This window comes from Fictibacillus sp. 5RED26, assembly GCF_015903895.1.
GTDB classification, from domain to species: domain Bacteria; phylum Bacillota; class Bacilli; order Bacillales; family Fictibacillaceae; genus Fictibacillus; species Fictibacillus phosphorivorans.
The window spans coordinates 133,004-153,156 of record NZ_JACZDU010000006.1; the positions used below are offsets into that span (position 1 = coordinate 133,004).

Below are 20,153 nucleotides of genomic sequence, written 5' to 3' on the forward strand. Positions count from 1 at the left end.
TAATCATTTATTTTGATTTATGCTTAGGCGTATAGTCTGGATAATCGGTAATGATGCCATCAACACCTGCATTTAATAATGGTTGTACTTCTTGCTTGTTTCGAACCGTCCAAGCCATGATTCCCATATGACGCTCATGCACTTCATCTACAATTGAAGAATTAACTAGCGTTCTGCTAGGGTTTACAAATTCAGCATATGTAGCAAACTCATCGAGCTTCGCTTCACTTAAATCAGCTGCATTGGAAGTAAGTACGCCAACAGGCACTCTAGGAAGCAGCTTGTCCATCTGTTGCATAGAACCAAACTCAAATGATTGAATGATAATCTTATCATGAGCTGGTAGATGCATATTTCGTTCCTTTATGGCTGCAGCTACTTTTTCTTCAATCTCGGGATAGTAATAGGTTGCTTTTAATTCAATCAGAATGCCAGTTTTTCCTCGAAACTCATCGAGTACTTCTTCAAAAGTAGGAACTTTCTCTCCTATAAATTCTTCCCCAAAGTAGCTCCCAGCATCAAGTTGACGAATCTCTTCTAATGTATGATCTTTTACATAGCCCGTTCCGTTTGTTGTTCGATCTAACGTAACGTCATGAATAACAACGAGCTCACCGTCTTTAGTTTCTTGTACATCAATTTCAATATAATCGGACTTCATATCTACGCCCTTATGGAACGCGGCCATCGTATTCTCTGGCGCATACCCTGATGCTCCGCGGTGTGCGACAGTTTGAACGCGATCAGACGGGTCGTAAGCGAGTGTGGAAGTACTGTAGATCGAACCAATAATCCCCATTGAAAGTAATGATGCAACTGCTGTCTTCTTCATGCTCATGTTATTCATCCCCTTATCATTGTATGGTCCTTGAACCTGCTCGCCTCTTGCACAAGCAAGATCACATTCATTATGCTAACAAAGGAAAATGGGGAAAGAATGGTCAGAACCTCCTTAGTATTTTAAAGAAAATAAGGTCTATATGAGGGGATATCTTAACAAATGGTTGTTCTGTAAATGTGGGATGAAGGAGATGTCATGTATGTTAAAATGACAAAAACAAAAAAAGGGGGAAGAGGCATGATTGTTGATGATATCTATGGTTCTTTCGAAGTTGAACCTGTATTGCAGGATTTAATATTGTCTAAACCGGTACAACGTTTAAAAGGCATTCATCAGGGCGGTGCATCTTATCTTGTAAACAAGGAATGGAACGTTACGCGATATGAGCATTCGGTTGGTGTAATGCTACTGATCAGACAGTTAGGCGGGACACATCAGGAGCAGATTGCTGGGCTACTTCACGATGTTTCCCACACTGCATTTTCTCATGTGGTCGATTTTGTACTGGATAATGAATCAGAAGACTTTCATGAAGAAATCTTTGAGGAAACCATTATGGACTCAGAGATTCCAAGTATATTGAAACAACATGGATATTCCATTGAGGAGATTATGCAAGGTAATCATTCGTTATTAGAGCAACCATTACCGTTGTTGTGTGCGGATCGCATCGACTACACACTAAGAGATCTCTATAGATATGGTTACCTATCAAAGCTTGAGATTAATCGTTTTATGGAGAAATTGTGTGTATCAAGAGGATTAATTTGTATTGAAGGAACAGAACAGGCTGAATGGTTCGTTGAAGCGTATTACAAAGAAGTTTTAGATTTTTTCATGAATCCCCTGAATGTATACGGATATGATCGACTAACAAAATTGCTCAAAGAAGCTCTAGAGCTGAATGTTATTGCACTATCAGATTTTAAGCTTACGGATGAAGAAGTCCTTCAAAAAGTACGATCATCAAATAAGTCTTCCTTAGTCGCTCGATATGAAGAACTTATAAAGCCAGTGAAACTAGAAGAAAACGAGATTGAGTTTAATATTCATTTAAAAGGAAAGCCTCGGTTGATCGACCCAACAGTCATCATAGAAGGAAGACCAATACTTGGTTCAAATATATCCAATAAAATCAAAGAAATGAACGCAAAGGCAAAGAAGCGTGCTGAAAAGGGAAGTTACATAAAAGTTCTATAAAAGTGGTCGTTCTACGATATAACAAAAAGGATAAGACCTTCTCCTTATACGAGTTGGTCTTACCCTTTTTATAATAGCGCTAAGAGGCACACCCCGCGGAAAGCGAGCATCCTGGAAAAGAAATCAACCACTCTCAAGAGCATTTAAACCCCTGGTTTCTGAAGGTCTTCCGGATGGTTGAAGCTTCTAGCAATATAGATAAACGGCGTAGAAGCCGCTGACACAACAAACTTGATCACATACGTCGTAAAGAAAATCTGAATCCAAACATCCCATGAGAACACACCAGCAAACGCAATCGTACAAAAGATAAGCGTGTCGATCAGCTGGCTAACCATCGTACTTCCGTTATTACGAATCCAAAGTTGATCAGGGCGTGAAAATCTTTCCTTCAACTTTGCAAAAAGTTTAACATCTAGATACTGACTGATTAAGTAAGCAGCCAGACTACCGATCACAAGTCGAGGCATAAATCCAAAGATGGCTTCAAGATGTGGCTGGAAGATGTCACTTTCGTGCGGTTGGAACACGAGCACCATCTGCATGATGATCGTCGTCATAATGAGTGTGAAGAAACCGAACCAAACCGCTTTTTTCGCTTCTTTTTCCCCGTACTTCTCGTTGATTAGATCTGTTGCTAAATAGATGGTTCCATAGATTACATTACCGAGAGTCATAACAAGACCGAACATCTCGATCGTTTTTACAACCTGAAGGTTTGCAAGAATCGTAGCGGCAGCGATCCAAGCATACAGTCCTGTTCGACCGAACCACTTATAGCATGTTAAAAACAATATAAAATTAACCAGTGCAAATGCTACACCAAAATAAAAATTAAACATAAAAAATCCTCCTAGTTTTGATAACGCGGGAGTTTTCGAACCGCGAAATACGTTTAACACAACAGTTCCCCATTATAAGACAGTTTTTGTAATTAATCAATAAACCATATAAATATGTAGCGCATGAGTAGTTTATAATCTCTTTCTTTGTGCAATACATAGTGTAGATTGATTATTGTTTACAGAAAAAACGGAAATACTGCTTGTAATAGATAAAGCACACTAAGGAGCAGGTGTATGATAACTTTTGATAATGTTTCTAAAGAATACGGGGATGGAACGTCCGCGGTTCGCGATCTGAATTTAACGATACAGCCAGGAGAATTTTTCGTTGTGATCGGTCCGAGCGGATGTGGAAAAACAACGATGCTTAAGATGATCAACAGACTGATCAGTCTTACAAAAGGCACGATTTCCATCGATAACAAGAGAATCAGTGATTACAATATTGATGAACTACGTTGGAATATCGGGTATGTACTGCAGCAGATCGCTTTATTTCCTCACATGACAATTTTAGAGAATATTAGCATCGTTCCCGAGCTAAAAGGATGGGACAAAGAAAGAATTCGTAAAAGAGTGGATGAGCTTCTTGATATGGTCGGCTTAGATCCTGAAACGTATCGAGACCGCAAGCCTAATGAACTCTCTGGTGGACAACAACAGCGAGTGGGTGTCGTGCGAGCGTTAGCTGCAGATCCTAACATTATTTTAATGGATGAGCCTTTTAGCGCTCTAGATCCGATCAGCAGAGAAAAGCTGCAAGAAGATCTTTTTAATCTTCAAAGAAATATTAAGAAGACCATTGTTTTCGTGACTCATGATATGAAGGAAGCTTTGAAACTGGGAGACAGGATTTGTGTGATGAATGAAGGTTCTATCGTACAAGTGGGAACGCCGGATGAGCTGCTCGAAAACCCTGCCGATGATTTTGTAAGAAATTTTGTAGGAACAGAGAGTATGAGTTCTGTTGAAAATATGGATCTTCGAAAGCTTATCATTCCATTGAAAGCAGATGAAATAGGATTAGATTATCAATTACCTTCTATTTCAGTAAAAACGAGTATTACAGAGTCGCTCGATATCTTAACCCGTGAAAATGAAGTGACGGTTGAAGATCATGGTGCGATCATAGGAACACTTAACAGACAAGCTGTTATTCAATATCTTGCAGATCGCTTGCAGGAAAGAGGTAGCAGAGATGAATAGTTTCTTGCAAGTATTTCAAGATCGAAAAGGTGAACTCGCAAGTGCATTGATCGAGCATATTCAGATTTCGTTTATAGCACTTCTCTTTGCCGTGGTTATTTCAATCCCTCTAGGTATCTATCTAACGAAAAAACCAAGAGTGGCTGAACCGATTATCGGAGTGACTGCTGTGTTGCAGACGATTCCGTCACTTGCTTTACTAGGTCTGTTGATTCCGCTGTTTGGAATCGGTAAGGTGCCGGCCATTATTGCACTTGTTGTTTACGCACTGCTCCCGATTTTAAGAAACACATATACAGGAATTAAAGAAGTTGATTCTTCATTAATTGAAGCAGCGAGAGCGATGGGGATGAACACGAGAAAGCGGTTGATGAAGGTTGAACTTCCTTTAGCGATGCCTGTTATTATGGCCGGAATCCGTACGTCCATGGTCTTAATCATAGGAACGGCAACACTTGCAGCTTTAATCGGAGCGGGTGGACTCGGTGATATCATCTTGCTCGGTATTGACCGCAATAACACGATGTTGATCGTGCTTGGTGCCGTACCAGCTGCATTGCTCGCGATTTTATTTGATTTTCTGCTCAGAAGATTAGAGCTTCTTTCTTTTAAACGAGCGCTAACAACGGTCAGCGCATTTTTGATAGCCGCTCTTTTAGTTATACTTGTTCCTTTTGCGATTAAAGGCGGTCAAGAAGATATCGTCATAGGTGGTAAGCTAGGTTCTGAGCCTGAGATTTTAATCAACATGTACAAACTTTTAATCGAAGAAGAAACCGATTTAAATGTGGAGCTGAAGCCGGGACTTGGTAAAACATCCTTTGTGTTTAATGCGTTGAAATCTGGGAGTATTGATATCTATCCAGAATTTACAGGTACGGCAATCGCTGAGTTTTTAAAGGAGAACGCATCAAGTACAGATAGCGAAAAAGTATATGAACAAGCTCGAAACGGGATGGAAAGTAAGTTTGATATGCAATTGTTAAGCCCGATGGCATATAACAATACGTATGCGCTTGCTGTTCCGGAACAATTGGCGAAAGAGTACAACTTAAAGACGATTTCGGATTTAAAGAGTGTAAGCCAAAGCCTGAACGCTGGATTCACGCTTGAATTTTCGGATCGCGAAGATGGCTATAAAGGCATCCAAAAGCTATACGATATTCAGTTCGCAAATGTGAGAACGATGGAGCCGAAGTTAAGGTATAACGCAGTGAAAAAAGGGGAGATCGATGTGGTGGATGCCTATTCTACAGACAGCGAACTGCGTCAATATAAGCTTACCGTGTTAGAAGATGATAAAAAGCTGTTCCCTCCTTATCAAGGTGCACCGATGCTTCGTAAAGAAACTGTAGAGAAGCACCCGGAGTTAAAGGATGCTTTGGAAAAGCTTGCAGGAAAAATTACAGACGATGAAATGCGTGAGATGAACTATAAAGTGAATGTTGGAGGAGAGTCACCTAAAAAAGTGGCGGAGGATTTCTTGAAGAAGGAAGGTCTTCTATAAAGCTCTGCCATCATTCATTAAGATTCGACAAAAATTTCCCGGAAAATAAAACATCCATGCAGTCTTGTCTGCATGGATGTTTTTATCGTTTATAAATCAACAGTGAGAGTTAGAGGATCTGAGATAGTTTTTTCCTGATCATCTACCACTTCACTAGATGTGATGGTAATTGTTTTTAGGTTTTCAACATTGGTTTTGTTTAGTATAAATCCTAAGCTACCCATCTTTTCTTCTCCGGGTTTAATCTCTCCGTTTAGTTCCTCCAGATAAAAGTCTTCTTTCCACGTTACGGTTTCCCCTTGATTGGTTTCAATTTGAGCGATTGGATTGAAATGAACACTTTCCTTCCCTTTATTTTCAATTTTTACGTTTACTCGTACATAAGGGAACTCATCTTGTTTAGTGTAGCCATGGAAGAAATCTATCAGATCTACAGATGGTGCATAGTGTAATACTTTCACTTCATCGATCGTAAGCGCAATAGAATCAGACTTCAGTTGTTTATTAACTTTTGCATATTTCTTTAACGTTATGGACCCATCTTGGTCTTCCACTTTTTTATTAATTTCCGTTAAGTTTGTATCATCTGAAGCTTGAGAGCTATCGGTATAGGTTTGTTTTTCTGTCTGATTTTTCGTTTCAGATTTATTTGATTCATTCTGTTGATGGTTTGTGTGGGTTTCCTTTTTCTTGTCCGCCTCTGACGCGCAGCCCGTTACAAGCGAAGCTGAAAGAAACAGCATGATCCAACCTTTGAAAGGCATGGAAGCACCTCCTAAAAGATAAGCACCCCGTTGAATAACGGGATGCTTTTTTGGTTAGATTGACCTAATTGTACAAAATTTATTTTACGAAAGAAGATTTACTTTTTTCTAAGATCGAAAAAATCTCTTTAGCTGTGTCAGTATTGTCAATCTTGCCAGAGAATTTCTCCATTCCTGGTCCGTATGCATAGACGTTTACATCTTCACCGGTATGTCCGTCTGTTGTCCAACCAGTTCCTGTGCGTAAATCAAAGATTTTTTCGATGGCGTTATCGATTTCTAATACATCACCGCTTTTTTGTTGAGCGGCTTTAACGGACTCAATTTCTTCTGAAGTCAATTCAAGGTCGATGTACTTCTTTAAAGTCTCTTCTACAGGTGCTCCATTTGCGATTTGTTTTGCGATGAAGTCAGGCGTTTTCTTCGCTGCTTTAATAGCAGATGGATCCCATTTGTAATCTCCATCACGGCCCATTGTCATTCCACCTGTTGAGTGGTCAGCTGTTGTGATGACAAGAGTGTGCTTGTCCTTTTTAGCAAATTCAATGGCTGATTGGAAAGCTTGTTCAAAGTCTTCCATTTCGCTCATTCCGGCAACTACATCATTGTCGTGACCAGCCCAGTCGATCTGGCTTCCTTCTACCATTAAGAAGAAGCCTTTGTCATTCTTATTCAAGCGGTCTAATGCAGAATTCGTCATTTCTTTTAAAGAAGGTTGTTCTTGTGGACGATCGATTTTTTTATCAAGCTCTTTTGGAGCAAACAATCCAAGAACCTGTTCATTTTCATCTTTCAGCATCTGATCCTTGTTCGTTACATAAGAGTAGCCGTCTTTCTTAAATTCATCTGTGATGTTGCGGTCTTTACGCTCAAAATAGCTAGTACCACCACCAAGGATAACGTCTACTTTATGCTTCCCATTCACCATATCATCATAATAATCATCAGCAATTTGGTTGTAATTTTCACGTGACTCATCATGTGCACCGAAAGCTGCTGGTGTTGCATGGTTGATTTGAGAAGTTGCGACTAATCCGGTGGACTTTCCATTTTGTTTCGCTTGCTCTAGAACGGTTTTAACATCTTGTTTTTCCATATCAACAGCAATAGCACCGTTATACGTTTTGATTCCTGCAGACATTGAAGTGGCAGCAGCGGCTGAATCTGTTACGCTTTCTTTCTTGTCATGTGAATATGTGGATTGCATGCCCACTAAATAGTTATCGAATTTTGTTTCTTCCATCATCGGTGTTTTTGGACTATCTTTAAAAGCACGATATGCGGTCGTGTAAGTTGGTCCCATACCATCACCGATTAAAAAGATCACGTTTCTTATCTCATTCTTCTTATGCTTTTCATCAGCAGATGCTTGATTTATAACGAAACCACTAATGGCAAGTGTTCCTGCCACTGCAACAGATAGTACTTTTTTTTGAAATAGTCATAATTGCCTCCTGTTGTTTCGAGTTGTCTTACAGTGAGGAATTATACTCCGATAATATTTTGAAAAGATTATGAGAATGTTAAGATTGTGTAAACGTATGGGAAAAAGGTGCTATGTAGTCTGCAGAATGTGCGGGGGAAAAGTAGTGGGTCTGATACGATTTGTCGAAAATCGGATAAAAAATTTTATGTGCGGATATATTTCTACTTAGTACGGAATTATTGCTGTTTACCTCGTATAAAAATAAAATTACCTCGTTAAAAAAATGGAGTGTCTGCCTTGAACGGGCAGATGCCGAATATGTCCACTAGGAATATACAAAAAAGAAACTAGACTCAACATTCTGAGCCTAGCTTCTTTTCATTCGATCCATTATACAGTTTGAACTGTTTTTTCTAATGCTACTTCTGCTGAAACGTAGTCATAACCAAGGTCAGTTGCCACTGCTTCGTATGTTACGAATCCACCAGCTGTGTTAAGACCCGCTTTTAAAGATGGGTTTTGAGCGATTGCTGCTTGTGCACCTTTGTTAGCGATCTGTAGTGCATATGGAACCGTTACGTTCGTAAGTGCGATTGTAGACGTACGAGGCACAGCACCAGGCATGTTTGCTACTGCATAGTGAACAACTCCGTGCTTGTCGTATGTTGGGTTGTCATGAGTCGTGATGCGGTCAACCGTTTCAAAGATACCGCCTTGATCGATCGCTACGTCAACAACTACAGATCCTGGAGTCATGGACTTGATCATTTCTTCTGTTACTAATTTAGGTGCTTTTGCTCCTGGGATAAGTACAGCTCCGATCACTAGATCAGATTCAGCTACGGCTTGTGCAATGTTTAATGGGTTAGACATTAATGTTTGGATGCTGTTTCCGAAGATGTCATCAAGTTGACGAAGACGATCTGGGCTAAGGTCGATGATTGTAACGTCAGCGCCAAGTCCGATTGCAACTTTTGCTGCGTTCGTACCTACAACACCGCCACCGATGATTGTTACTTTACCGCGACGTACTCCTGGAACACCTGCAAGAAGGATACCTTTTCCGCCTTTTGGCTTCTCAAGGAACTGAGCACCGATCTGTGCAGACATACGTCCTGCTACTTCACTCATTGGCGTTAATAGTGGAAGTGTACGGTTGAACTCTACAGTTTCGTAAGCGATCGCTGTAACGCCGCTATCTGTTAATGCTTTTGCCAATGCTGGCTCAGCAGCTAAGTGTAAGTAAGTGAAAAGAATAAGGTCTGAACGGAAATATTTGTACTCAGAAGCTAAAGGTTCTTTAACCTTCATTACCATTTCAGCTGCCCATGCGTCTTGCGCTTCTGCTACGATTTCAGCTCCTGCTGCTGCATAATCTTCGTTCGTAAATCCGCTGCCAACACCTGCGTTATTTTCTACAAGTACTTTGTGGCCTGCTGCTGTTAGTGTAATAACACCTGATGGCGTAATCGCTACGCGGTTTTCATTATTTTTAATTTCTGCTGGAACTCCAATAATCATTTGTGAATCCTCCTATATAAGTAAACTCTTTGAGTGCGTTTTCAATTGTGATTTCAGTATAGTTCGAGGGATTGAGCTTTTCATTGTGTTGAAACTAGAAAATGAAAAAAAGCATTTGTGATAATTCACAAACGCTCTTGTTTAAATAACCGATTCATCTTGAAATCAAGATAGATCATAATCTTTTGATGAGGGCTCTTCATATCAATATTCGTAAGCTCGCTGATCCGTTTTAAGCGATACAGTAATGTGTTCATATGGATATGAAGCACTTCTGATGCTTTATTCAGGTTCTCATCTAACGTTAGATACGTTTCTAATGTGTGATAAAGCTCAGTCTTGTGCTGCGCATCATATTCTTGTAGAGTCCTGATCATTTCATTGTGGTAGCTCTGTCTTTGTTGTTTTTCATAAATGGCATCTAAAAATTGGTAGATGCCTAATTCGTGATAACCGTTTAAGGTTAACGTTTCTCCGCCGAGCTTTTCCTGAACAGCTAATACACTTGAAGCTTCTTTATAGCTTTTTTCCACGTTTGAAAAAGAGGATACGAGACTGCCATAAGCTGCTTTTATATCAGATACTGAAAAACGTTCTTTCATATGTGTAAAAAAGGACTCTACAAAGGACTTGGCGAGCTCTAAAGGCGGTTCTTTGCCAACAGGTGAGGCGAGAAGGAGCATTTGATTCGCGTCAGCCGCAGATAGGAGAACATTAATTTTCTGGTTGACCGCCGCGAGATACAGGATATCTTTTTCGATCGCTGGTGTGATCTCATCTTCAAGCTGCAGAATAAAAACGGCTGCAGGGAGAACCGGCAATATGTTGAGTTCGTGCAGCTTTTCTAAAATATGCTCTTCATGCGGGAGGTTGCCCGTGAGCATCTTCCAAAATAGCTCTTGTCGGTTTTCTTCTTTCTTTTTTGTACCGATTTGCATCTGAAGAAGCTGACTTTTGGCTGAAGCTGCAGCAAGCTTTAACAATTGCATATCATCTGATGTTAATTGTTTTTCCACTTCAAGGACCCAAATATATCCGAGAACTTCGTTGTTCTTTCGAATTGATACTGCTACTCGATCACCAAGCCCGACGTTTTGTATCGTGCCGACACGAACAGGGTCATCGCTCTCTTGTAATCTAGGAATCACGCCGTCTTTCCATAGACTGTTCACTACTTTTTCAGGCACACGCCGTCCGATGATGGTCGCGATACGTGCAGGATCTGTCCCGTCTTCATGTGTACTGTAAGCAAGGAGTCGATGATTCTGATCTTCTATCGTTACAGGGCACGACAAAACGTCGCTGATCTTGTCTGCTAAATTTTCAAGACTGCCGAAAGTTCCTTTAAAAGGATCAGATTGATAGTTCTTCATTACTTTTGTCTCCCGCCGTTAGTTTCTCTCTGCTTACATTCTACCGAAAAAGGGAATTGGATTACAGGAGAAAAGAGATAGATTGTAGAATTGGTAATACAGGAATGGAATGTAAATGAATGGGAGGCCTTTCTAATGAAGTTTAGTGAATTTACATATGAACGTCCTGATGTTACAAGTCTGAAAACAGAATTTGAAGAAGCGGTAAAGGTTTTTAAAGAAGCGAGATCAGCGGATGAGCAGAATGAAGCGATGAAGAAAGTCGTTGCTCTTCGTAATCGTTTTGAATCAAAAGCTAGACTGGCCAAGATCCGCCACACGATTAATACGGAAGATGTTTTTTATAAAGAAGAGCAAGCGTTCATGGATGATAATCTGCCAGTCTATCAAGGGATGGTTACGGCGTTTCATGAAGCGCTCGTTCAATCCCCTTTTAAAGATGAGCTCGAGCGTAAATGGGGCAGTCAGCTGTTTCGCTTGGCTGAATTAAAAGTGAAGACGTACTCTGAAGATGTACTAGAGGACCTCAAGCAAGAAAATAAATTGAGCTCAGAGTATGTGAAAGTGATGGCATCTGCAAAGATTGAGTTTGACGGAAAAGAATTGAACCTTGCACAACTCTCTCCATACGTTCAATCTGCAGATCGCGAAACGAGAAAAGCGGCGAGCATTGCCGCGAACGCTTTCTTGAGTTCAAACCAAGAAAAGTTTGATTCGATCTATGATGAGCTCGTAAAGCTACGAACTGGAATCGCGAAAAAGTTAGGGTACTCGACCTTCACAGAGTTGGCGTATGATCGTATGGGAAGAACGGATTACAACGCGGCAGATGTAAAAGTGTTTCGTGAGCAAGTAAAAGATATCATCGTTCCGCTTTGTACAAAGTTAAAGAAACGTCAGCAAAAGCGCATCGGACTCCATGAGTTTAAGTTTTACGATGAGCCATTCTGCTTTACGACAGGCAATCCTAAGCCTCAAGGAGATGCAGAGTGGATCGTAAATCAATCGAAGCAGGTTTTTAGTGGTCTATCGCAAGAAACAGGAGCGTTCTTCAATTATATGGCTGAAGATGAGCTCATGGATCTTGAAAGTAAGAGCGGTAAAGCGCCAGGTGGGTATTGCACATATCTACAGGATTATACAGCGCCGTTCATTTTCACAAATTTTAACGGATCAGATAACGACGTTCGCGTGCTGCTGCATGAAATCGGTCATGCGTTTCAGATGTACACGAGCAGAGTGTTTGAAGTTCCTGAATATCAGTTCCCAACACTTGAAGCTTGTGAGATTCATTCGATGAGTATGGAGTTCTTAACGTACCCTTGGATGGATAAGCTGTTTGGTAAGGACACAGAAAAATATTTATACTCTCACTTAACAGGTGCAGTAGAGTTCATCCCGTACGGAGTTGCAGTTGATGAGTTTCAGCACTTTGTATACGACAATCCAGATGCATCAGCATCTGAACGCCGTTCGAAGTGGAGAGACCTTGAGAAAACCTATTTACCACACCGTGACTATGATGGGCTTGAGTACTTAGAAAACGGTGGTTTTTGGCATAGACAAGGCCACATTTTCCGCTCGCCTTTTTATTATATTGATTACACGCTCGCGCAAATCTGTGCTCTTCAGTTCTGGAAACGTGCTGGCGAGGATTCTGAGCGTGCATGGGAAGACTATTTCGCACTTTGTCAAAAGGGAGGAAGTCTGCCTTTTACAAAGTTAGTTGAAGAAGCTGGCTTGATCTCTCCTTTTGAAAAAGGATGTGTAGCGTCTGTGGTCGGTGAAGTGGAGAAGTTTATTGCTACAGTCGATGAGGAGCAGTTTGCGAGAGCTTAATTGAATTAAGGTGGTAGGATGAGGAGAACCGGCCGTGTGCCGGTTTTTTCTTTTGTGTAGGCGATGGGATGGGGCACGGCCAGGGGGTATAACTGCCGCAGAAAATGTCGACAAATGACATCTCGTGGATAAATCGGCAAAACTTTTGGATTCAAGTACGAAACTCGTGGATTCAACGCAAAAACTTCTGGATTGAAGCCGCAAACCTCTGGATTGAACTTCATCCATATCCAGAAATACCCCAGGGTGTATTCTCGCTAAGTTTCTCATTTTTTGAAGAATTATTGACACTTGTATGGGGAATGCTGTTTTCAGCTGCCTATATGTTTGTGAATAGGGTCTTGAGTGGTAAAATAATAAGGAATCTTAGAAATTTTAAAGACTTTTAGTGGAAAAGGAGTAATACAAAATGGCTGAAACGAAACAGCGTAACTATACACCGCTAATTATCGGGCTATCTATTGCGATTAACGTACTTGTGGCCGTGTTGTTCTTCCTGCCAGAGTATGAGGGAGAAATTGCTTTTGATGTAACGTTGCTGCCACGATTAAACGCGATTTTTAACAGCTTCACATTCGTATTTTTGCTCGCTGCTCTTTATTTTGTTAAACAAAAAAACATCACGCTGCATAAGCGATTTATCTTGGCGGCATTTACAAGTACAACATTCTTCTTGTTGTCGTATGTAACGTACCACTATCTTACAGAATCTACGTCTTATGGCGGAGAAGGTCCGCTTAAGTACGTTTATTTCTTTATTTTGATCACTCACATCTTGCTTGCGATCGTTATCGTACCTCTAGCGTTAATCACTGTTACGAGAGGCTTTAACATGCAAGTAGAGAAACACCGTAAAATCGCTCGTTGGACGATGCCACTATGGCTGTATGTTAGTTTGACAGGTGTTATTGTGTATTTGATGATCGCGCCTTATTATTCATAAAAAAAACAGAGGACTTTTGCTGAAGACGTGGAACAGCAAAAGTCTTTTCTGTAGCGAGAGGAAATGAGAGATGAGCTGGTTTTGGATCATACCTGTCGTTCTCTGCGGATTCGGAATCGCTGTTATTGTTTATGGAATCCGTTATCAAAAAGAAGAAATTGAGCATAAAAAGCAGTATGACGCGAATTACAAAGGTGGCCGAGTCTCGGAAACGTTTTTCGGTGCTATTGTAGAATTTATCTTTGTAACGGTTATTGATAAGCTGGTCGGCTTTTTTCCGAAATGGTTCATTAAAACCTTCATCTTTATTATCGGAGCAGGTTTCTTAAGTCTTGGCGTCTATTTTTTTCAAGACATGCCTCGAAGATTTTAATAAGCGATTCCTACACGAGTCTCTAAAAAGTTACTGTTCTTTAAAAGTGAGAACGCAAAATGAGCGGTGTCTCCAGTACTGATCCGAGAGCCGTCGATAGGTAGCACGTCTTTCTCCGTTCTGTACGTGCCGGTAGGTTCCCCGTCTGGCAAATAAGTAGGACAAACAATCGTCCAGTTCAATCCGCTTTCTTGCAGTTGAGTATACGCCTTATGATGATCTTCAGCTGCTCTTGTTAATTTGCGCTTAGATTCAGATGATTGGTAACGAAGCAGATGAGGTTCTGCCCTGCTTTGTAAGATGCCTGCTGTACCGATCGTAATGATACGCGAGATGCCTTCCTTTTTCATCGCTTCAATAATAATAGGCATACCCTCGGAGAGGACACTACCTCCGTCTGTTGAAAGAGCGCTAAAAACGACATCACAGTCTACCATCACTTCAGCTACGGATTCTTTACTAAGAACATCTCCTTTTGTAAAAGAGATCTGATTCAATATAGAGTGCGAAAACTTTTCAGGGTTACGCAAAAGTGCAGAAACGTTAATTTCATCCTGAAGCGCCATTTTAGTAAAATATTGTCCGACTCTTCCTGTCGAACCTAGTACGCATAGTCTCATAACATACCTCCTGATCGTTCTTTTCTTATCATATCATTTAATGTTAACCATAAAAAAATCCCTTACCGAACGCTCGGCAAGGGAATTTTTTTATTGAAGGGTGATAACATCCGTGTATCGACTGTCGAGCTTATCGCCTCTTTCAGCGAATGCGACAACACGATATTTACCAGGTGCTACAGCTTGTCCGGAGATTTTTCCGTCCCATTGAAAATCGTTATACTGTTTCGGAACATCTTCGTAGCTGCCGATCAGACCGATTTCTTTCGTCAGGTTGCTATCGTATAAGAAAAGATTAACTTTGTCGGCTTCAGCAGGAAAGTAAGCTGAAAACGTGAATGCATTATTTCCTAGTTCTGTAGCACTGATGCTAGTGATCGAAGGGAAGTCAGGCTCTTGTACAAAGAGAATCGTCGGCACTACAACTTCGTTTCTTCCGTCTTTGATGGTAATCGTTCCTTCGTGATAGCCAGGTGCCATCTTAGAAGCATCCACTTGTACTTTAAATTTAACATCCTTCGAGCTTTTACCATTAATTTTCACTTTTTTGTTTGTTGTTACTTTTACACCTTCAAGATCTACATCAAATTTGTATTCTTTTGATTTACGGCTTAAGTTCTTAATTGTAAAACGTTCTCCTCGTACTTCCTTGCCTTTCTTTTTGGAGAATACACCAAACGAATGGCTGCCAGGAGATACGAGTGTTTGTGTTTCAATTGCTTCAACTACACGGATGCTTCCTGCTCCTTGCGTATTATGCGGGTATAGCTTTCCTGTAGCATCGAAAAGATCTTCCGCTGTATTCATAAGAGCTGCTTTAATATCTTCAACATCCCAATTAGGGTGTGCTTCTAGTAAAAGAGCGGCAGCACCTGCAACATGTGGAGATGCCATACTTGTACCTTGCTTCGCACCGTAGCCATGCGGATTTGCAGGGTCATGAGTTGGTACAGTACTTACGATGTTGACGCCAGGTGCTGAAACATCTGGTTTGATCATCCACGTATCCATGACAGGACCACGAGAAGAGAAGTCAGCCATTAATTCACCGACTTGTTTATCAAACTTGGTGCCAAGTGTTACTGTTGTGTTTGGATTAGCGCTTAACAAGCTTTTAAGTTGAACACCCTCAGCGTTCGTAAGCTTGATTGTTGGAACTGCCATTCCAGGCACATCCACGATCTCACCCGCAACGTTGTTATAGATGACCATCCCGATGGCGCCAGCGTTCTTTGCATTCGTTGCTTTATCTACAAACGCATACGTGCCTCGTTCTGCTAATACGAGCTTTCCTGCTACGTCTTTCCCTGCAAAATCAGCTGTTCCTGCTAAGCCAACATCAACGATTGGCAACTTTTTTCCGTTAAGTGCTAGAACAGATTCCTCAGACGGAAAGCCCATTACTTTTGCGGAAGAAAAACTAGCATTTCCTGCTTTTAAAGTAGCAGCATACACATTGTACGGAAGCTGTGTAGCTCCGACAGAAATGGCTTCTCTTGAAGTACCGGGAGAGCCGACCGTCCAGTTGTTTGGTCCGCTGTTACCGTTAGACGTTACGGCCACAACACCGTCAGACATCGCTTGATCAAGCGCGATACTCGTTGCCCAGTCCGGGTTGTTTAACGAATTTCCAAGAGATAGATTCATAACATCAGCGCCGTCTTCTACTGCTTTTTCAATTCCGGCAATTACATTTTCAGTCGAACCGCTGCCTCCAGGGCCTAATACGCGGTACGCTAATAATGTTGCATCAGGTGCTACACCTTTAATGCCGCCATCTGCCGCAACTGTACCCGCCACGTGCGTGCCGTGCGTAGTTTCAGCTCCTCTTGGATCGCCTTTAGGCGTCTCTTGTGGATCGTTGTCATTATCAACAAAGTCATATCCTTTGTAGTTACCGAATGCTTGATCGAGATCAGGATGTGTATAATCAACGCCTGTATCAATAACAGCAACCGTCACACCATCTCCTGTGTAACCGGATTCCCATGCTTGGTTAGCACCAATAAAAGGCGCTGAATTCATCATCTGAGGCGTAACATCATCGAATGAATGGTCACCCATGTCATCCCCTGTTGTGTGGTATTCAACATCAGGATAAACCGCTTTTACACCAGGCGTTGATAAAAGGTTCGGAATTTCGTTTGCTGCAATCTCTAGTGAAAATCCAGAGAAAACATGATCGTACTCTTCTTTAACTTTATATGATTTGGAGCGTGTGGAGATTTCTTTTACCACAGCTTCACGTTTTGATTTTAGATTTGCTTTCGTTTGTTTTTTGCCTTTCTTTTTTGCCTCTAGTACAGAAGGTTCTTTTAATTCAACCATTACTTTTGTAACATGAGAAGAGTTTAAATTGTACTTCCCGTAAAGCGGCGCTAGGTCTGGCTGTGAATCATTTGTAGATGGAGCAGCAGATACACCAGAAAAAGCAGAAAAAACAAACGTACATGCTAATGTGAAACTAGATGTCTTGCGTAAAAAACTTTTCATTCAAGCGTACACCCCTTATTTTTAATATCACGGTAATATTCTACTGCTGTGTTTAAATCCCTTGAGCACATGGTAAAAACAGATAATAGGTCCTTATACTGGAAATTAAAGAGCTGGTCTTTTGGCCTGAAAAGTTCATGAGCAAAACGTAACGCTAATTCTATAGACCCATGATAAGATGGGAATATTGTTTTTTGAGAAAGCTATTTTAGCGTAAGTGGAGGTTCTTGAAAGTAGTTGATTTCCGTTGCAGATGCTCCCTTTCCACGGGGCGAACGGTGAGCCTCCTGCCGCTACGCGCCATTAGGAGTCTCCACCTGTCTAGTTGCAGTGGCTAGCCCCTCGAGGTCAAAAGTTGAACGGTCAATAAGGCAAAGTGCGCCTTCATAGCCCATTCATCTTTTGCTAGTCGGGGCTGAACGAGCCACTTCCACTTTTCAGACTGACCGCTCGTCCCGTAGGAGTCTCGCATCTTCCACTTCAATCAACCTTCAATGAAGTGAATAATAAAAAAGCTTAATAGCAACCTTTCTATTAGAAAAGAGAATTAGAGAAGAGAAAGAAGGTGAACGAATGGCTAAAGAGGAAGGCTATGGAACGATTCAGGAGAACCGGATCATTCCATTATGGAGTCTAACAGTATGGCTTGTTGTCATGAACACGACGATGTTTAATGTAGCGTTACCGAGTGTGATCTCGGAATTTGATCTGAGTCCAACTGCAGGATCATGGATTGTTTCAGGCTATTCGATCGTGTTTGCCTTATCGACGATCACATTCAGTAGATTGTCAGATTTTATACCGATTGGAAGATTATTATTTACAGGTGTCATCATCTTAGGAATCGCCTCCATCATCGGATATTTTTCAAATAGTTTTGAGTTTGTATTGATAAGCCGTATGGTTCAAGCAATGGGAGCCGGTGCGGTTCCAGGGCTAGGCATGGTGCTTGCCACAAGATACATTCCAATTTCAAGAAGAGGACGTGCCATGTCATTAATCTCTTCAGCCGCATCTCTTGGCTTCGGATTAGGACCCGTAATCGGAGGCGGTATTACACAATTGTTAGGGTGGAATTTCCTTTTTATCGTAACAGGCCTTGTATTGCTGTTGCTCCCTGTATTTAAAGTCTATCTGCCTGTTGAACAAAAAAGAGAAGGCTCGTTCGACTTTGTCGGTGCACTGTTAACGGGTGGTGGTGTAACCTCGTTATTACTCTATCTTTCTTCGTTTTCTTGGTACTTGTTGGGCCTGAGTGTACTATTCTTTGGCACACTCGTGTTTTATTCAAAGAAAAAGGAAGATCCGTTTATTCGTGTGAGTTTGTTTAAGAACACGCTGTATGTGTCGCTCTTAATCATCGGACTGATTGCGTTCATGACCCATTTTGCGTTGTTGTTCGTGATGCCAGTCATGTTGTCGAACTTATTCGGAAAAGAACCAGCTACGATTGGATTTGTTATCTTTCCAGGTGCCATGCTTTCCGCGTTCGCAGCAATTTACGTGGGACGCTGGATCGACCGGTTTGGGAATCTGCCTGTCATGCGAACGGGGCTTGTGGCACTGTTAGTGTCCGTCGTACTGTTTTCACTTTTTGCAACAAAAGCATTCTATCTGACAGCGATCTTTTACATGTTTACGAGCATCGGATTTTCTAGCTTAACGTCAAGCTTAGCCAATGAAAACTCTAGAATATTAAGCGAGGATGAAGTAGGTTCTGGAATGGGCATGCTTCAGCTTGTGCAATTTTTCGGTGGCGCACTCGGTGTAGCCGTTGCAGGACTCTTAATTGAGGGCCAGCAAGGAATGGCTTTAGATGCTATCTATCGAAATGTGTTTATTGTGTATACGATTCTTGTCATTATCGCGATTGTTATTTATCGAGTGAAAATAAAAAGAAATGTGAGCCTGGAACTTGAATAAGTTCTAGACTCACATTTTTTCATTTCAGCATCTTAAAGTCATAGGAATAGATAGACTTGCCTTTAATCGATTGTAGGATGTCGTTTAATCCATTAATTTTAATATTCTCTATCTTCTTTCCTTGAGTTAAGGAATAGTGTTCAATGTAGTATTTTTCTTTTAGTTTCTCGTCATGTCTTACGACGTAAAGATTGTCGTCTTTATAGAAAAGTTCTTCGTTATGTCTTACTCCGTCTTTTCGAACGTTTCTCATAGAGAATTTTTTGCTTACTTTCTCCGTTTTTGTGTCAAAAGCAAATACCTCACCTAGGCCATTTGCGTAGTAAAGAACGTTGTTATATAAGTGAGCGGAGTTTTTTATATTGAATGGGTAGTGTGCTGTGATATTCCTTTCATTTCTATAAGAAGAAATGATGAACTCATCTTGTGCTTTGGTTTTTTTATTGAACCGATACAGCACAATATCTGAATCCATTGTTTCTGTGACTTCTCCCAGCGTTTTCTGTCCCACAAAATAATAAAACAAATCGTCGCTTAGGATTGGAGACATGCTGCTAAAATCACTTTCTTTCGAATGATTAACTTTTAAAATATCTTGAGTATTCATCTCGTTCTTTGCCAACTTCACTTTTCTGATATGAAACTCTTCCTTTTGATTATCTTGAGTTAACACAACGATCTCACCTTGATCTAATCCTGAAGTGGCAATGTAATGGGGAATGTTTTCTTTATGAAAGCCCTCCTTATTACCATAAAGAATATTCGAATCATACCCGCCGTCAGCACCTACACCTGTATTGAAAACAGTAAAGTACAATTTTTCTTTCTCCAAGTATCCTGTTCTTTCACCCGTATACTGGGATTTATCCATACCAAACTCTTTATACGTGGCTCCGACTAGACGGATTTTATTTTTATCGACTAACAAAACTTCATTTTGACTCGCAGCTACACTGCCGAGTTCTAAGCCTTTCATCTTAAATGCATCCGCTTCACCTTTGTCATTAATAAATACGGCAAGGCTTACTCCTTTTCCATCCATGTCTTGGTCAGCTGTTGTTGAAAAATAGAGTACAGCTTTCTTATCAGTTAAAAATTTTCCTTGTTTGATTGCTTCATTCTCAATAGAAAGAGAAGCACTGAGATTCTGACTTCCGTACATTTTATATAAAAATCCACCGATTAAGAGAATCAATAATAAAAAGAAGATTATTTTTTTCACTGTAATCACCTTCTTATAAAAACAAGGCAATAAGTTCGTAGTTCTACGTCCTTATCG

The 20,153-nt window shown here is 40.8% G+C and carries 16 protein-coding genes; 7 read left to right on the forward strand and 9 right to left on the reverse strand.

The window, feature by feature from the left end:
* Positions 1-7: 7 nt before the first annotated feature.
* Entirely contained in the window at positions 8-838 is an 831-nt protein-coding gene (locus IHV10_RS18605) for a glycerophosphodiester phosphodiesterase (protein ID WP_197132964.1), read from the reverse strand.
* 240 nt (positions 839-1,078) lie between these two features.
* On the opposite strand from IHV10_RS18605, the gene IHV10_RS18610 reads away from it, so the two are divergent.
* Positions 1,079-2,041, forward strand: coding sequence for an HD domain-containing protein (locus tag IHV10_RS18610; protein ID WP_197132966.1), 963 nt, complete (start codon positions 1,079-1,081; stop codon positions 2,039-2,041).
* Positions 2,042-2,184: 143 nt separating this feature from the next.
* Here IHV10_RS18610 and IHV10_RS18615 read toward each other — a convergent pair whose 3' ends face one another.
* Positions 2,185-2,883, reverse strand: coding sequence for a queuosine precursor transporter (locus tag IHV10_RS18615; RefSeq protein ID WP_197132968.1), 699 nt, complete (start codon positions 2,881-2,883; stop codon positions 2,185-2,187).
* Between the two features lie 237 nt (positions 2,884-3,120).
* On the opposite strand from IHV10_RS18615, the gene IHV10_RS18620 reads away from it, so the two are divergent.
* The gene (locus tag IHV10_RS18620) at positions 3,121-4,092 is read left to right on the forward strand and encodes an ABC transporter ATP-binding protein (protein ID WP_197132970.1); all 972 of its coding nucleotides are present in this window, start codon (positions 3,121-3,123) and stop codon (positions 4,090-4,092) included.
* The gene (gene opuFB / locus IHV10_RS18625) at positions 4,085-5,599 is read left to right on the forward strand and encodes an osmoprotectant update ABC transporter permease/substrate-binding subunit OpuFB (RefSeq protein WP_197132972.1); all 1,515 of its coding nucleotides are present in this window, start codon (positions 4,085-4,087) and stop codon (positions 5,597-5,599) included. Before IHV10_RS18620 ends, opuFB begins: the two co-directional genes overlap by 8 nt.
* Positions 5,600-5,688: 89 nt before the next feature.
* On the opposite strand, the gene IHV10_RS18630 is transcribed toward opuFB, so the two are convergent.
* From IHV10_RS18630 to IHV10_RS18645, 4 genes are all read right to left on the reverse strand, one after another.
* The gene (locus tag IHV10_RS18630) at positions 5,689-6,363 is read right to left on the reverse strand and encodes a DUF4352 domain-containing protein (RefSeq protein WP_197132974.1); all 675 of its coding nucleotides are present in this window, start codon (positions 6,361-6,363) and stop codon (positions 5,689-5,691) included.
* Positions 6,364-6,442: 79 nt separating this feature from the next.
* Complete coding sequence (locus IHV10_RS18635) at positions 6,443-7,774, reverse strand: alkaline phosphatase (RefSeq protein WP_197132976.1); 1,332 nt, start codon at positions 7,772-7,774, stop codon at positions 6,443-6,445.
* Positions 7,775-8,179: 405 nt separating this feature from the next.
* Positions 8,180-9,310 (reverse strand): alanine dehydrogenase, encoded by a 1,131-nt coding sequence (ald, locus tag IHV10_RS18640; protein ID WP_197132978.1) that lies wholly within the window; start codon positions 9,308-9,310, stop codon positions 8,180-8,182.
* Between the two features lie 125 nt (positions 9,311-9,435).
* Complete coding sequence (locus IHV10_RS18645; protein WP_197132981.1) at positions 9,436-10,683, reverse strand: PucR family transcriptional regulator; 1,248 nt, start codon at positions 10,681-10,683, stop codon at positions 9,436-9,438.
* A gap of 135 nt (positions 10,684-10,818) precedes the next feature.
* Here IHV10_RS18645 and IHV10_RS18650 point away from each other — a divergent pair, with 135 nt between their 5' ends.
* The 3 genes from IHV10_RS18650 (at position 10,819) to IHV10_RS18660 (ending at position 13,838) form a co-directional block, all read left to right on the forward strand.
* Positions 10,819-12,522 (forward strand): M3 family oligoendopeptidase, encoded by a 1,704-nt coding sequence (locus IHV10_RS18650; protein ID WP_197132984.1) that lies wholly within the window; start codon positions 10,819-10,821, stop codon positions 12,520-12,522.
* Positions 12,523-12,931: 409 nt separating this feature from the next.
* Complete coding sequence (locus tag IHV10_RS18655; protein WP_066399222.1) at positions 12,932-13,465, forward strand: DUF420 domain-containing protein; 534 nt, start codon at positions 12,932-12,934, stop codon at positions 13,463-13,465.
* 70 nt (positions 13,466-13,535) lie between these two features.
* Complete coding sequence (locus IHV10_RS18660; RefSeq protein WP_197132987.1) at positions 13,536-13,838, forward strand: hypothetical protein; 303 nt, start codon at positions 13,536-13,538, stop codon at positions 13,836-13,838.
* Here the strand turns inward: IHV10_RS18660 and IHV10_RS18665 are convergent.
* Entirely contained in the window at positions 13,835-14,458 is a 624-nt protein-coding gene (locus IHV10_RS18665; RefSeq protein ID WP_197132990.1) for an NAD(P)-dependent oxidoreductase, read from the reverse strand. The genes IHV10_RS18660 and IHV10_RS18665 overlap by 4 nt on opposite strands.
* A 90-nt stretch (positions 14,459-14,548) precedes the next feature.
* On the reverse strand, positions 14,549-16,951 hold the full coding sequence (locus IHV10_RS18670) for a S8 family serine peptidase (RefSeq protein WP_197132993.1): 2,403 nt from the start codon (positions 16,949-16,951) through the stop codon (positions 14,549-14,551).
* 573 nt (positions 16,952-17,524) lie between these two features.
* Here IHV10_RS18670 and IHV10_RS18675 point away from each other — a divergent pair.
* Positions 17,525-18,874, forward strand: a complete 1,350-nt coding sequence (locus IHV10_RS18675) for an MFS transporter (RefSeq protein WP_197132996.1) — start codon at positions 17,525-17,527, stop codon at positions 18,872-18,874.
* Between the two features lie 19 nt (positions 18,875-18,893).
* On the opposite strand, the gene IHV10_RS18680 is transcribed toward IHV10_RS18675, so the two are convergent.
* On the reverse strand, positions 18,894-20,096 hold the full coding sequence (locus IHV10_RS18680; RefSeq protein ID WP_197132999.1) for a hypothetical protein: 1,203 nt from the start codon (positions 20,094-20,096) through the stop codon (positions 18,894-18,896).
* Between the last annotated feature and the right edge of the window lie 57 nt (positions 20,097-20,153).